The organism is Rudaea sp. (assembly GCF_036560865.1).
In the GTDB taxonomy this organism is placed as follows: domain Bacteria; phylum Pseudomonadota; class Gammaproteobacteria; order Xanthomonadales; family Rhodanobacteraceae; genus Rudaea.
In genome coordinates this window covers 46,053-60,718 of record NZ_DATBQK010000031.1, presented here as the reverse complement: position 1 = coordinate 60,718, position 14,666 = coordinate 46,053, and the positions used below count along the sequence as shown (strand labels likewise).

12 protein-coding genes and 3 tRNA genes are annotated in these 14,666 nt (G+C 63.1%); 3 read left to right on the top strand and 12 right to left on the bottom strand.

Annotated elements, in window-relative coordinates; genetic code table 11:
* Positions 1-46: 46 nt before the first annotated feature.
* From VIE67_RS03845 to kdsB, 10 genes are all read right to left on the bottom strand, one after another.
* Positions 47-310, bottom strand: a complete 264-nt coding sequence (locus VIE67_RS03845) for a hypothetical protein (protein WP_332023443.1) — start codon at positions 308-310, stop codon at positions 47-49.
* A gap of 99 nt (positions 311-409) precedes the next feature.
* Positions 410-500 (bottom strand) — tRNA-Leu (locus VIE67_RS03840).
* A 77-nt stretch (positions 501-577) separates the two neighbouring features.
* Positions 578-651: transfer RNA gene (locus tag VIE67_RS03835), tRNA-Cys, on the bottom strand.
* 120 nt (positions 652-771) lie between these two features.
* Positions 772-847: transfer RNA gene (locus VIE67_RS03830), tRNA-Gly, on the bottom strand.
* A 96-nt stretch (positions 848-943) separates the two neighbouring features.
* Positions 944-1,504 (bottom strand): CDP-diacylglycerol--glycerol-3-phosphate 3-phosphatidyltransferase, encoded by a 561-nt coding sequence (gene pgsA, locus VIE67_RS03825; RefSeq protein ID WP_332023441.1) that lies wholly within the window; start codon positions 1,502-1,504, stop codon positions 944-946.
* A 302-nt stretch (positions 1,505-1,806) separates the two neighbouring features.
* Positions 1,807-3,630 carry an excinuclease ABC subunit UvrC gene (uvrC, locus tag VIE67_RS03820; protein WP_332023439.1) on the bottom strand — a complete coding sequence of 608 codons (1,824 nt, stop codon included), beginning with the start codon at positions 3,628-3,630 and terminating at the stop codon, positions 1,807-1,809.
* 153 nt (positions 3,631-3,783) lie between these two features.
* Positions 3,784-4,242, bottom strand: coding sequence for a low molecular weight protein-tyrosine-phosphatase (locus VIE67_RS03815; RefSeq protein WP_332023438.1), 459 nt, complete (start codon positions 4,240-4,242; stop codon positions 3,784-3,786).
* A gap of 76 nt (positions 4,243-4,318) precedes the next feature.
* Entirely contained in the window at positions 4,319-4,669 is a 351-nt protein-coding gene (locus VIE67_RS03810) for a hypothetical protein (RefSeq protein WP_332023436.1), read from the bottom strand.
* A gap of 141 nt (positions 4,670-4,810) precedes the next feature.
* On the bottom strand, positions 4,811-5,335 hold the full coding sequence (locus VIE67_RS03805) for a cytochrome b (RefSeq protein ID WP_332023434.1): 525 nt from the start codon (positions 5,333-5,335) through the stop codon (positions 4,811-4,813).
* Between the two features lie 69 nt (positions 5,336-5,404).
* Positions 5,405-6,175 (bottom strand): 3-deoxy-manno-octulosonate cytidylyltransferase, encoded by a 771-nt coding sequence (gene kdsB, locus VIE67_RS03800; protein WP_414707272.1) that lies wholly within the window; start codon positions 6,173-6,175, stop codon positions 5,405-5,407.
* Between the two features lie 193 nt (positions 6,176-6,368).
* On the opposite strand from kdsB, the gene VIE67_RS03795 reads away from it, so the two are divergent.
* Positions 6,369-7,262, top strand: a complete 894-nt coding sequence (locus VIE67_RS03795; RefSeq protein ID WP_332023494.1) for a DMT family transporter — start codon at positions 6,369-6,371, stop codon at positions 7,260-7,262.
* Between the two features lie 12 nt (positions 7,263-7,274).
* On the opposite strand, the gene ispG is transcribed toward VIE67_RS03795, so the two are convergent.
* Together ispG and VIE67_RS03785 are read right to left on the bottom strand one after the other, a co-directional pair.
* Positions 7,275-8,513 carry a flavodoxin-dependent (E)-4-hydroxy-3-methylbut-2-enyl-diphosphate synthase gene (ispG, locus tag VIE67_RS03790; protein ID WP_332023432.1) on the bottom strand — a complete coding sequence of 413 codons (1,239 nt, stop codon included), beginning with the start codon at positions 8,511-8,513 and terminating at the stop codon, positions 7,275-7,277.
* Positions 8,514-8,597: 84 nt separating this feature from the next.
* Positions 8,598-10,766: an acetyl-CoA hydrolase/transferase C-terminal domain-containing protein gene (locus tag VIE67_RS03785; protein WP_332023431.1), complete on the bottom strand. Its 2,169-nt coding sequence runs from the start codon at positions 10,764-10,766 to the stop codon at positions 8,598-8,600.
* A 148-nt stretch (positions 10,767-10,914) separates the two neighbouring features.
* Between VIE67_RS03785 and VIE67_RS03780 the strand changes: the two genes are divergently transcribed.
* Positions 10,915-13,323, top strand: coding sequence for a cyclic nucleotide-binding domain-containing protein (locus VIE67_RS03780; protein WP_332023429.1), 2,409 nt, complete (start codon positions 10,915-10,917; stop codon positions 13,321-13,323).
* 153 nt (positions 13,324-13,476) lie between these two features.
* Complete coding sequence (locus VIE67_RS03775; protein WP_332023427.1) at positions 13,477-14,397, top strand: hypothetical protein; 921 nt, start codon at positions 13,477-13,479, stop codon at positions 14,395-14,397.
* The last annotated feature ends 269 nt before the right edge of the window (positions 14,398-14,666 follow it).

Here is a 14,666-nt window from a genome sequence, read left to right as displayed (position 1 = left end):
GATGTTCAACCGTGAGCAGCGTCAACTTGCCGCTCGGTCGATTCGCTTACTTTGCAGCCGTGGGCAACGTCTTGCAGCGCTCGATTTCAACCGGGATTTGCGCCTCTTCGATGGAGCGGTCGATGAAGAACGTCTGCGGCCGCGCTTTGTCTGCCGTCGGTCTCTCGATACGCCGATAGTTTCTCGCCCATTGCCCCGGGCTTTCGGGCGTATCGACGGCGGCCGAGATTTCGAAGAATGAGAGTTTCGCGCTGATAAGACGCCCATCGAGGGTTCCGCCAATGAACTGCGCTAGATCGATCTGTTTCATGTAGTACTCCGGTCCTGGTTTCGCATTGTGCTGGATGATCGTCGGCGTGCTGCTTCGAAATCGCTGTCTGCATCCGGCCCGCCGCAAGAGCTGGGTTGCTGGTGCCCGGGGCCGGAATCGAACCGGCATGAACCTATAAGGGTTCGGCGGATTTTAAGTCCGCTGCGTCTACCGATTTCGCCACCCGGGCAAGGTCCTGGTGAAAGTACGGCGGCCAAGGACGGTCGCTTCCTGATTCTCGCGACCAAGGATGATCGCATAGATACATGGAGGCGAGGGTCGGAATCGAACCGGCGTACACGGCTTTGCAGGCCGCTGCATGACCACTCTGCCACCCCGCCTCAACTGAAGATGGCTTGCGGGCAGCCTAACTATGCTGCCCGTAAAAAACAAAAACCTCGGCGCACCGAGGTTTTGTCGCCGGAAGACTTATGCAACGAACCCTTCCGCGTAAATAAATCTGGAGCGGGAAACGAGACTCGAACTCGCGACCCCGACCTTGGCAAGGTCGTGCTCTACCAACTGAGCTATTCCCGCGCGAGCCGCCCATCATACGATTTGCGCGGCGCGTGTCAACTTTTTTGTCGTAAAATGCGTTAACGACCACGCAAAGATTGGCGTCGCACCGCCATTTCAGCTCTTTCCGCGCAGGGCCGGCCAGGCCGCGCGCAGATACTCGATCGCGGACCAGATCGTCAGCCCCGCGGCGACCACGAGCAGGGTCTCGCCGACGTGGAACAGACGCAGGCCCTCCAGATCGTGCTGGTACAGCAGCACCTCGATCGCGACGATCTGCATCACGGTCTTGACCTTGCCGAGCGCGGCGACATTGACCCTCGTGCGTTCGCCGATTTCGGCCATCCATTCGCGCAGGGCCGAGATTGTGATCTCGCGGCCGACGATCACCGCGCTGGTCACCGCGAGCAGCGGCGTCGGATTCTCCTGCACGAGCAGGAACAGGGTGACCGCGACCATGAGTTTGTCCGCCACCGGGTCGAGGAACGCGCCGAACGCGGACCACATGTTGTAGCGGCGCGCGACATAGCCATCGAGCCAGTCGGTGATCGCGGCGAGCAGGAAGATCAGCGCCGCAGCGACGTTCGCGCCGGAGAATGGGATATAGAACACCACCACCATCACCGGTAACAGCCCGATACGGAACAGGGTCAGGATGGTGGGCCAGGTCAGCTGCATGAGTGGTGCGTCGTGAAAACCGATCGTGCGCAGTGTGACATAGGACGGTGCTACGAGTTCAGTCGAACGCTCGCGGCGGCTGGTTCATTTTTTGAGTTGAGTACTTGCACATGGCTCGACCTGCTTTTCTCCTCCCCCCTTGCGGGGGAGGTCGGCACGTACAGCGTGCCGAGAGAGGGGATGGCGCCGAAGGCGCCCGCTTTCGCGGGCGCTACCCCTCTCCCCAACCCCTCTCCCGCAAGGAGAGAGGGACTAAAAAGCAGTCGCAGTTGTGACCATTCAACCGACAACACGCTAATGGCTCACGCATGAAACAATGCGTAAATACGCTCGGCGAGTTCGCGGCTCACGCCTTTGACTTGGGCGATTTCCTCGATGCCCGCGTTGCCGACGCCGGCCAGCCCGCCGAAATGCTTGAGCAGCGCGGAACGCCGCTTCGCACCGATGCCGGCGATGTCTTCGAGTCGACTCGTCTCGCGCGCCTTCTGCCGCTGCTTGCGATGGCCGGTGATGGCGAAGCGATGCGCCTCGTCGCGCACGTTCTGGATCAGGTGCAACGCGGCCGATTCAGGACCGGGCCACAGCGTCTTGCCGCTAGCGCCGAGAATCAGGGTCTCGTGTCCCGCGCGGCGTTCGACGCCTTTGGCCACGCCGATCACCAGCACGGTGACGATCGCCAGATCGGACAACACTTCGAGCGCCTGCGCGACCTGGCCCTTGCCGCCGTCGATCAACAAGATATCCGGCAGCACGCCCTCGCCCGCCTGCGCGCGCTGAAAACGCCGCTCCAGCGCCTGGCGCATCGCAGCGTAGTCGTCGCCCGGCTCGATGCCGGCGATGTTGTAGCGCCGATACTGCGATTTCTCCGGCCCATCCGCTCCGTACACCACGCACGATGCGACGGTCGCCTCGCCCATCGTGTGACTGATATCGAAGCATTCCAGACGCCGGGGCACTTCGTCGAGCCCGAGCAGATCGCGCAACGCCTCGAAACGCTCGCGCTGGGTTTCGTTGCTGGCCAAGCGCGCGGCAAGCGCCGCGTCGGCGTTCTTCGCGGCGAGTTCAAGAAAACGCGCGCGTTCGGCGCGCACGCTGTGCTTGATCTCCACCTCGTGCCCGGCCTGCGCGCCCAACGCTTCCGATAACAGCGCCGCCTCGTCGAGCGCCTGTTCGACGATGAGTTCGCGCGGCACCGGCTTGTCCAGATAATACTGCGCGATGAACGAGGTCAGCACGTCGCTCTGGCTGGCAGCCAGCGGCAACTTCGGGAAGAAGTCGCGCGAGCCCAGGCTCACGCCATTGCGGAAATACAGCACCGAAATGCAGGCGATGCCGCCTTTGAGCCGGCAGACGATCGCGTCGAGGTCCGCGCTCGCGCCCTGCACGTAGTTTTTCGCGAGCAGCCTCTTCAGCGTGGCGATCTGGTCGCGCAGGCGTGCGGCCTGCTCGAACTCGAGTGCCGTGCTCGCGCGCTCCATCGCGGCGATCGACTCGTCGATCACTTCACCGCTTTTGCCGTCGAGAAACATCGCGGCATGGCGTACACTTTCGCCATATTCGTCCTTGCCGATGAAATTCACGCAGGGCGCGCTGCAGCGCTTGATCTGGTATTGCAGACACGGCCGCGAGCGATTGCGGAAATAGCTGTCCTCGCACTGGCGCACGAGGAAGAGCTTCTGCATGTGGTTGAGACTCTCGCGCACCGCCCATGCGCTCGGAAACGGACCGAAATACGTGCCTTTGCCGCGTTTTGCACCGCGATGAAATGCCATGCGCGGAAAATCTTCGCCGGCCGAGAGATAGATGTACGGGTAGCTCTTGTCGTCGCGCAGCAGGATGTTATAGCGCGGCTTCAGCGACTTGATCAGCTGCGATTCCAGCAACAGCGCCTCGCCCTCGGTGCGCGTCAAGGTCGTTTCGATGCGCGCAATCTGCGCGACCATGGCCGCAATGCGTGGCTCCATGCGCGGCTTCAGGAAATAACTGCCGACACGTTTTTTCAGGTTGCCGGCCTTGCCGACATAGAGCAGCTCGCCCGCAGCATCGAACATGCGATAGACGCCCGGAGAATTCGCCAGCGTGCGCACGAATTCCTTGCCGTCGAATTGCGTTGTCGCCGTACTCATGTTTCAGGTCGTCTCGAACAGAGCTTACTGTAAAGCTAAAGATTCACCGCAAAGGACGCAAAGGAAAAGCCTTTTAATGTTAATTGTGTCCTTCGTGTCCTTCGTGTCCTTCGTGTCCTTCGTGTCCTTCGTGGTAAGTCTTTGAGCTCTGGACTATGGGTGCTTGAGCTTTGCGATCAAGCCATCGACACCGAGTTCGGCAAGCTCGATCACGCGTTCGAAATCGCGCGCGCTGCCGGAGTACGGATCGGGCACCTCGGCCGGCTTGCCGATATTCGCGAACGGCAGAAATAAATGTACGCGTTGTGTCTGTTCCGGCGAGAAATAATCGGCGAGCGCGCGGTGGTTGATCCGATCCATCGCCAGCAGGATATCGAAGTTGCGGAAGTCGGCGGCGACCACTTGGCGCCCGCGATGCGCGGAAGCGTCGTAGCCATGCGCCAGCGCACTCGCGAGCGCGCGCGAATCCGGACGCGCGCCGACGTGATAGGCCTCGGTGCCCGCCGAATCAACGGCGATATCAAGTCCGGCGCGCGCGAAACGCTGGCGCGCGACCGCCTCGACCACCGGCGAGCGGCAGATATTGCCCATACACACGAACAAAATCCGCATTTCTTCACTCGATCAAGCGTGGGAGAGAGCCGAATGGACCGCGGCTGCGCTGCGCTGGAGAAGGCTTTCGAAACGCCTAGCGCCTCGTCTTGCGCAAGCTGATCCAGGTGGCTTCCGCGTCGCGCAGTTTCGTGCCCGGACTTTGCAGGAAGTACACGAGCGATGTGCCGCTGACGAAGCAATACAACTTGCCGGTGTCCGGACTTACCCAATTCAGCGAGCAATCGGCGGGAATCATCGCACCGGCAGCGAGCCCCATCGGATCGAAATTGTCGAATTCGCCGTGCATCTTCCGCGCCGGCACGACGGCTTTCCAGATGCCGCCGGCGACCGGCGGCGGCGCGTGGTCCATCTGCGCCGCAGGATGGGCGTTTTGCGCCTGCGCCGTGAAAGCAATGCCGGCGACAAGAGCCAGAACCGTTACCATGTTGGTGAAACCGTGCATGCTATCGACGACCGACTGTGCTTGCCCTGATGCTGGATGCCGAACAGGTTAACGGAAACGCAGGTTCCGACACAATGTCCGATCCACATTCAGAGCCGGGGTCTTCGCTCATCGATTTGAATCTTATCGGCGGCTGGGCAGCATGCGCCGCAGCACGTTGTCCTTCAAGATGAAATGATGCGCCAGGCTCGCAGCGGCATGCAGCCCCGCGAGGATCAACAGAATGTTTGCGGAAAGACTGTGGAGGTCTTCCACCTGCGTGCGCAGGGCCTTGTTCCCCGGATCGAACTGCGGCAGCGTGAACAGGTTGAATAGCGTGTCGCCGCGCACCCATGCGTTGGCCACGCCGAGCAGCAGCGTCGCCGCGAGCACCGCATAAAGTGCGAAATGCACTAGGGTCGCCAAGGCTTGGATTGCACCAGTGCCCGTGGGCGGCAAATGACTGCCGCGGCCGATTCGCCACCAGATGCGGTAGCCAAGAATCAGGCCGAGGGTCACTCCGAAACAGATATGCAGGCTGCGCATAGCGACGCGCGGAGTGCCCTTGGGAAACCAGTCGATCGTTTGCCCCGCGCACCAAAGCGCGATCACCAGCACGGCGGTAATCCAGTGCAGCCAGATCGACCGGCGGTCATAGCTGAGTGGCATTGGTGCTGCGCTTGCGCCGGTCATGGCTTTCGCTTCCTGTTCGATTGCAAACGTATACTTTAAATAAAACTATACTTTTTTCGTCAGCAGACGCTCGGCTTGCGCCAGATCCGCGGCTGTATCGACGCCCGGCGGAAACGCCTCCGGGGCGATGCGCACGACAATGCGATAGCCGTGTTCGAGCGCGCGCAGTTGTTCCAGGGATTCCGTCCGTTCCAGCAGCGTCGGCGCCAGTTTCGCGAAGCGGCGCAGGAATCCCGCACGATAGGCGTAGATACCGATATGGCGCAGAAACGGCGTGTTCGTTGGCAGGGCATCGCGGCTTGCGGCAAATGCGTCGCGCGCCCACGGCAGCGGTGCGCGGCTGAAATACAGCGCCGATTCGTCGGCGGCGCGAACGACTTTCACACAGTTTGGATTGAACAATTCTTCCACCGTCTCGATCGGCGTCGCCAAGGTCGCCATCGGCGCATCGCTGCGCGCGAGCGCCTCGGCCACCGCGCGGATTCCACTGGCCGGCGCGAGCGGTTCATCGCCTTGCAGATTGACGACGATGGCGTCGTCGGACCAACCCAGCAATTCCGCACATTCGGCAAGGCGATCGCTGCCCGAAGCATGATCGGCGCGCGTCATCGCCATGGTCGCGCCGCTGCCTTCGAGCGCCGCCGCGATACGCGCATCGTCGGTGGCGACCACGACCTGCGCCGCGCCCGCTGCCTGTGCGCGGCGCACGACGTGGCGGATCATCGGCTCGCCCGCGAGCGGCAGCAGCGGCTTGCCGGGCAGGCGCGTCGAGGCATGGCGCGCGGGGATCGCAACGATAAAGCCGGTCATGGACATGGGTGCTGCTGGTCGTCGGCATCGAATGGCTCCATTGTAACCGCCGCAAGCGGCCAGTCGCCCGCCATATCGCTTCGACTAGAATTCGCGGATGCAGACCGTTCTCCCTGCGGATTCGAGCCCGGCTACGCCTTCGCCATCCTTGACAGCCGGCGCAACGCTGGTCCGATCGGCGTTCTACGCGCCCGCCCTGATGGCGACGAGCGCCGCGCTGTTCGCGCTTATGGCGATCACGCTGCGTCTAGCCACCGCGCACGTCAGCGCGTTCGAGGCCGGGTTTTTCCGCAGCCTGTTCGGCCTGGTTTTTTCCCTGCCGCTGCTGATCAAACCGGGCCTCGCGCTGCTGCACACCAGGCACTTCAGCCTGTATCTTCTGCGCAGCGTGTTCGGCACGCTGGCAATGCTCGGCAGTTTCTGGGCGCTCGCGCATCTGCCGCTGGCCCAGGCCGTGTCGATTTCCTATTCGACGCCGCTGTTCGTGACCATCGGCGCGGTGTTCCTGCTCGGCGAAGTCGTGCGCGCGCGGCGCTGGAGCGCGATCGCGATCGGCTTCATCGGCGTGATCATCATCATGCGTCCGGGTGCTACCACTGATTCAATCAAGCATGATTCGTTCGACATGCTCGTCGCGCTCGCCGCCGCGGCGATCGCCGCGGGTTCGTATATCAGCATCAAATTTCTCTCGCGCACCGAGCCTGCCGACGCGGTCGTGATCTACATGAGCCTGATCATGACGCCGCTGTCGCTGATTCCGGCCCTGTTTTTCTGGACCTGGCCCGGTGCGACCGGCTGGCTCTGGCTCGTGCTTACGGGCCTGCTCGCCACGGTCGCACAAACCTGCATGACGCGCGCCTATCAGGCGGGCGATGTGTCGGCGCTGATTCCGATCAATTTCATCCAGCTGCCGATCGTGGCGGTGTGCGCGTATTTCACGTTCGGCCAATCGCTGGATGCGGGCACGGTAATCGGCGCGGCGATCATCATTGCGGCGAACCTCTATATCGTGCACCGCGAGGCGCAGCTTGCGCGACGCACGGTTACCGATCCGGCGATTGCGCAGAGCGAATCGGGGCAAGCCTCCGCATGAAACGCGGCATGCTCAAGCGCGGGTGAACTTGCGCTCGATATAGTCCTCGACGACGCCGACGAATTCCTGCGCGATATTCTCGCCGCGCAGGGTCATCGCTTTCGCGCCATCGATAAATACCGGTGCAGCCGGCGCCTCGCCGGAGCCGGGCAGCGAAATGCCGATATTCGCGTGTTTGGACTCGCCGGGACCGTTGACGATGCAGCCCATGACCGCGAGGGTGAGGTTCTCGACGCCGTCGTACTTGATGCGCCACTCGGGCATCTTCGCGCGTACGTGTTCCTGCACGGTCTTGGCGAGTTCCTGGAAGAACACCGAGGTCGTGCGTCCGCAACCGGGGCACGCGGTCACCAGCGGCGTGAACGCGCGCAGGCCCATGGTCTGCAACAGTTCCTGCGCGACGATCACCTCGCGCGTGCGCGATTCGTTCGGCTCGGGCGTCAGCGAGATACGAATCGTGTCGCCGATGCCTTCCTGCAGGAGTACGGACAGCGCGGCGCTCGACGCGACGATGCCCTTGCTGCCCATGCCCGCTTCGGTCAGACCCAGGTGCAGCGCGTAGTCGCAGCGCGCGGCCAGATCGCGGTATACGGCGATCAGTTCCTGCACGCCGGAAACCTTGCACGACAGGACGATCCGGTCGCGCGTCATGCCCAGTTCCTCGGCGCGCGCGGCCGAGTCGAGCGCGGAACGGATCAGCGCCTCGCGCGCCACGTGCGCGGCATCCCAGGGTTCGGCGCGCGTGTGGTTCTCGTCCATCAGCGCGGTGACCATCGCCTGATCGAGCGAACCCCAGTTGGCGCCGATACGTACGGGCTTTGCATGCTTGAGCGCGAATTCTATAATTGTGGAAAATTGCGTATCACGTTTTTTGCCGAAGCCGACATTGCCCGGATTGATGCGGTATTTGGCCAAGGCTTCGGCGCAGGCCGGCTCGGCACTGAGCAATTGGTGACCGTTGTAGTGGAAATCGCCGATCAGCGGCACGCCGACGCCGATCATGTCGAGGCGCTCGCGAATCTTCGGCACCGCCGCCGCGGCCTCGGGCGTGTTCACCGTTATGCGCACGAGTTCGGATCCCGCACGCGCGAGCTCGGCCACCTGCTTCGCGGTCCCGGCGACATCGGCGGTATCGGTATTGGTCATCGACTGCACGACGACCGGCGCGCCGCCGCCAACGGCGACACTGCCCACGCGCACGCCTATCGATACGCGTCGCGGCCAGACACCCGGTTGGTCAAGCTTGCTCATGATCGCAGCCGCATCACTCGAATTGCATCGTTTGCTGGATGCGAAGTTTACCGGTTGTTGCTGCTAAACCTCGCATACCACCGATCAACCCGCTGCGAGCGCCGCAAGAACCATCCGCCGCGTCAGCCGCTCGCCCAAGTTGCGCGGCTGATGCAGATTCAGGCGTGCGAGTAAGGTCTCGGCATCGGCCGGCGGGGATTGGGGGAACAGGGATTTGAGCAGGAACGCCACCAGCCCCAGCTTGCTCGCGGAAACATTCTTCAGCTTGACCAACGCCGGCAGCAGGCGCAGCTCCTCCGCGCTGAAATCGCTGCCGAATGGAAAGGCCGGAAACAGCGGAGCAATTTGCGCGGAAGACAATGCCAGCGACAGTTTCTTGTTGGTATTTTCCCGCCACCTGGCCGGAGTCACGAAGTCGCGGCGCAGCTTGCCCGCGGCCTTCGCCTGCGCGGCGAGCTGATTCTGGAACCGCGCATCGGTGATCGCGAGCATCGCGATAATGCAGTCCTCATCGGACTTCCCGCGCAAATCGGCAATGCCGTATTCGGTCACGTAGATATCGCGCAGGTGACGCGGAATCGTGGTGTGGCCGTAGTTCCACAGGATATTGGATTCGAGCTTGCCCGCATGTGTACGCGTGCTGCGCAACATCAGCACCGAGCGGCCGCCTTCGAGCGCATGCGCCATCGCGACGAAGTTGTACTGGCCGCCGACGCCGCTGACCACCTGCCCGTTGTCGAGCGCATCGGACACCGCCGCGCCAAGCACGGTCGCCATCATGCAGGTGTTGAAGAAGCGCGCGCCGCGGCGCTGCAGCGCATCCAGCGCCTCGTGGCCGCCGTAAAGCTGATTGATATCGGAGACGCGCGTCATCGACAGGCCGTCGAAGTCGTCACCGGCGAGACCGCGCAACCAGGCGTAGAACTCGCTCGATCCAAGATAAAACGCGCCGCGCAGATAACGCCCGTCGCGCAATTTGCGTCCGGCCAGCGCGCGGTTCCATTGCTGACGCGCGTCGCTGCTGCTCAGGTCCGCGGTCAGGCTCGAACCGTCCGGCAGGCGCAGAGCCATTCCGTATAATTGTGTATTTTGCGGCAAAATCCCGAACTTCATCAGACGCGCAAGCTCGCGCTCGTCGACGCGATCGGGCAAGGCGCCGCTCGCGTGCAGCGCATCGGCCGCATGCTCGTGCAAGGTTTCCTCGATACGGCCGTCTTCGAGCGCCTGCTCGATGGCGAAATCGGCGTAGACGCGGCGCGCGAGAATGCCGGCCCGGGCCAGATGCATGAAACCGTCCATGACCATTTCGCTGGCGCCATACAGCCCGCGCGCAAACCCATCCACACCGCCGATGCGCGCACTCAGGCTGCCCTCGCCGGCGGCGTCTGCACCGAGCGCAGCCAAAGCATTGCGATAGTTCGCGTTGTCGCGCTGGCGCAGCAGCAACGCGTGCACCAGCGCATCGGACAGGGCGCCGATGCCGATCTGCAGGGTGCCGCCGTCGCGCACCAGAGTGCTCGCGTGCAGGCCGATCGCGTATTCGGCTGCATCGACCGGCTCGCGCGGCAACGCGAACAGCGTGTGACGGCAGGCTTGATCGAACAGCAGCGCGCTAAAGAATCCTGCATCGACCTCGGCTTCGTTGCCAACGAAGGGCAGGTCTGCGTGGACGACGCCGACCACGAATGGGCGCGCGATGCCGGCGGCCTGCATCTGCTCGAGCAGGTCGATGGTGACGTCAGGGTTGCAGGCGAGGCTGTAGCGCACTTGTCCCGCCTCCTGGCGCGCGGCTACCAATTGCACGATCACGTTGATCCTGCGCTCGACCAGATCGCGTGCGACGTGGGTGTAGTTCAGGCTCGCATAGTCGCGCTGCGCCGAGGCGATGCCGAGCATCGCACCGGATTGCAGATAGAACTCGCGGATGCGTACATTCGCCGGCAGCGTGCCGGCATGCTCGGCCGCGACATAGTCCAGATCGGGATAGTCCGCACCGAAATGCCTGACGAGGAACGGCTCCAGAAAACGCCGCTCCAGATCGGACTTGGGCTGCGGTCGCGCCAGCGACAGCGCGGTATACAAATCCAGGCGCAGCGACGCGTCGCCCGCCACGCGCCGATAGATCGCGTTGAGCAGCACGTTCGGCTTGCCCAGACCCAGCGGCGCGGCCACGCGCAATTCGGCGCCGGCCATGGCGAAAATGCGCTCGACGCACGCGTCGACGCTGGTAATCCATTCGGGGCTGGTGTTCACTGCGACAATCTCCTTACACAGCGTGCGCATCATCGCAGATCGGCGTGGCGCCGGTCACACCTGCACTGTGATCCTGAGCCGTCGCCGAGGTCGCAGGGCTTGCTATGATGTTGTTGTCCCGAAAGGCCAAAAGCTGGGGAGACGGCGAGTGGCGGAACGCTTCAAGATCGCGATAGTCGGGTCGGGCCCGGGCGGCATTTCCGCCGGTGCGCGCGCGGCCGAGCGCGGCGTGGCGCACGTGCTGCTCGAAGCCGAAGATCACCTGTCCAACACGATCTACCGCTATCAGAAGGGCAAGTTCGTCATGGACGAGCCCGGAATCCTGCCGCTGCGCTCGCCGGTGCCGTTCCAGGCCGGCTCGCGCGAAGGGATTCTCGACGGCTGGAACGACGCCGCGCAACGCCTCAAGATCAATGTGCGCTATAAGCACGAAGTAGCGTCGATCAAGAAGGACGGCGCGACCTTCAGTCTGAAGTGCGCCAATGGGCAGACCATCGAGGCCGACTGCGTCGTGCTCGGCATCGGCCTGCAGGGCAATATCCGCAAGCTCGGCTGTCCCGGCGAAGACCTTCCCTTCGTGCAGTACCAACTCGACGATCCGGACGAATACGAAGGCGAAACCATCGTCGTGGTCGGCGCCGGCGACGCGGCGATCGAAAACGCGATCGCGCTGGCCAGACAGAACAATGTCGTCATCATCAATCGCAAAGACGAATTCGGGCGCGCGAAGAAAGGCAACGAGACGGCGATCCTCAAGGCGATCGAAGACGGCCTGATCGAGTGCTACTACGACTCCGCGCCCGAGCGCGTCGATGCGCTGAGCGTGGGGCGCAAAAAGGGTCGCATGATCCTGGCGACCAAGAACGGCAAGGCGCAGATCCTGATCGACCGTGTCATCGCGCGCCTCGGCGCGACCGCGCCGCGCGCGTTCGTCGAGGGTTGCGGCGTGGTGTTTCCGAACAAGGATCCGGCGTCGGTCCCGGCGATCAGCCCGCAGTACGAATCGAACGTGCCGGGCCTGTACATCGTCGGCGCGCTCGGCGGCTATCCGCTGATCAAGCAGGCGATGAATCAGGGTTACGAGGTGATCGAATACATCCTCGGCAGCCAGGTCGAACCCGCCGACGCGCCGCTGCTCAAGGCCAAGTTCGCCGCCCTGCCCGGCTTTAGCAGCGTCGATGAAGCGCTCGCGCGCGTGCAGAAGAACGTGCACCTGCTGGCGCAGATCACGCCGCTGCAATTGCGCGAGTTCATGCTCGATTCCGAGCTGCGCACGCCGAAAGCCGGCGAAACGATCTTCGAGCGCAACGACTACACCAACAGCTTTTTCAGCATCGTCGAAGGCGAAGTACGCGTGATCGTCGACGAGGCGAGCGGCGGTGCCATCACCCTGCGCCGCGGCGAGTTCTTCGGCGAGATGGGCCTGATTTCCGGACGCCGCCGTTCGGCCAGCGTGGTCGCCAGCGTCAACTGTGTGCTGATCGAGACCCCGCGGCGCTCGATGAACCGGCTGATCAATTCAGTCGAGGCGATCAAGCGCGAGATCGATCAGGTGTTCGTGCTGCGTACGATCCAGTCGCGCTTTGCACCCGAGGCCGATGCCAGCCAGCTCGCCGATGTCGTCGCCGCGTCCAGGCTGCAACGGTTCAAGGCCGGCGACGTATTGTTCAGCGAGGGCGAACCCGGCGACAGTCTGCATCTCGTGCGCGTGGGCTCGCTGACGATCTCGCGCAATATCGGCGGCAAGGATGTGGTCCTGAGTTATGTTGCGGCGGGCAATTACGTCGGCGAAATGGCCCTGCTCGGCGAAGTAAAGCGCTCCGCCACGGCGCGCGCGGCAATCGCCAGCGAGACGATCCAGCTCGACGCTCCGAGCTTCCTCAAACTTATCTCGCGCATCCCGGTGCTCAAGCTGCGCCTGCAGGAGGAGCATCAAAAGCGCACCGCGGCCAATCTGGCGATGCAGGCGACGCCGGGCAGCGGCGACATCATTTCGTTCCTCATGACGCAAGGCGCGGGTGAGGCGACCGATATCCTGCTCATCGACGAGTCGCTGTGCGTACGCTGCGACAACTGCGAGAAGGCGTGCGCGGAAACCCATGGCGGCACTTCGCGTCTCGACCGCGAAGCCGGCCCAACTTTCGCCAGCGTGCACGTGCCGACGTCGTGCCGGCACTGCGAACATCCGCATTGCATGAAGGACTGCCCGCCGGATGCGATCCATCGCGCGCCGAATGGCGAAGTGTTCATCGCCGACAACTGCATCGGCTGCGGCAACTGCGAGCGCAATTGCCCGTATGGCGTGATCCACATGGCAGTAAAGCCGCCGCAAAAACCCGGACTGCTGCAATGGCTGCTGCTCGGCCGCGGCCCAGGGCCCGGCGAAGCGCCGATCGACAAGAAGGCGAAGAAGGCCGCAACCGGCAAGAAGGCGGTGAAATGCGACATGTGCAAAGGCATACAGGGCGGCCCTGCGTGCGTGCGCTCCTGTCCGACCGGCGCGGCGATCCGGATTTCGCCCGAGGAGTTTTCCATTTATGCGCAGTCGAGAAAATAGGGCTGAGGGCCGAGGGCTGAAGGCTGGGCACATCGTGCCTGGACGCACGCGTACGGCCCATGCTTTGACGGCTTCGCCAGAACAACAGCATCGCGACTTCCCGCGGCGTCGATGGCCCTCAGCCCTCAGCCCTCAGCCCTGCTCTTAAACCCAATGGCTGGCCACGACTCCATCCTCAACTACGCCAGATCGCGCTATCTGTGGATCAGCGTTGGGCTGAGCGCAATCTCGCTCATCGCGTATCTCTGGCACGATCCGGGCGGGCCGCCCAACGGTGGCACCTGGCTTGGCTACACATTGGGCACGATCGGTGCGCTGCTGATCGTCTGGCTCATGTTCTTCGGCATCCGCAAGCGGCGCTACCTCAACAGCGCCGGTACCCTGCGCGGCTGGCTATCCGCGCATATCTACCTCGGCACGGCGCTGATCCTGATCGTGCTGTTGCACGCGGGCTTTCAGGTCGGCTGGAACCTGCACACGTTCGCCTTCGTTCTGATGCTCGCGGTGATTTTTTCCGGCTTCTTCGGCGTCTACACCTATCTGCGCTACCCCGCCTTGATGACGCGCAACCGCGACAGCGCGACGCGCGACGCGATGCTCGAGGAGATCGTCGACATCGACCAGAACGCGCTCGCGCTCGCCGACGGCATCGACCCGAAAGTGCATGCCATCGTCCTGCGCTCGATCGAACGCACGCGCCTCGGCGGCGGAGTGTGGTCGCAGCTACGCGCGCGCGACGGCTCCGACAAGGCGCTGAACGCGCTCCAGCATGCGATGGAAGAACGCAAGAAACACAGCCCGGCGTCCAGCCGCAGCGCCATGTCCACGCGCAGCATGCCGACGCTCTTCTTCATGGTCGACTTTCTCGCGCGCGACGTCAGCGACAAGCAGGCCGAGGCGCTGCGCAAGCTGATCGACATGATCACGCGCAAGAAGGGCCTCGCCACCAAGGTCGCGCGCGACATGCAGTATCAGGCGATCATGGAAGTATGGCTATACATCCACGTGCCCTTGTCGTTCGCGCTGCTCGCGGCCCTGATCGGGCATATCGTCTCGTCGTTCTTTTATTGGTGAGGATGACGTGACTTCGCTCATTTTCTCTTGCTCGTCATACCGGCGTAAGCCTTTTGCTCGTCATTCCGGCGAAAGCCAGAATCCGGTTCTTCGCTCTTTCGAAAGCAGAGCTTTCACTCGCCTGCGGCGAGCGAGTTACTTTTGCCATCGCGCAAAAGTAACCAAAAGGCTAGGCGCCCGACGCGGAGTTCTGATTCGCATCGTGCGAATCAGAATCCCCTGTGCTTCTCGGCTGCGACGGGGTTCGCTTGACGCACATCCCTGTGCGT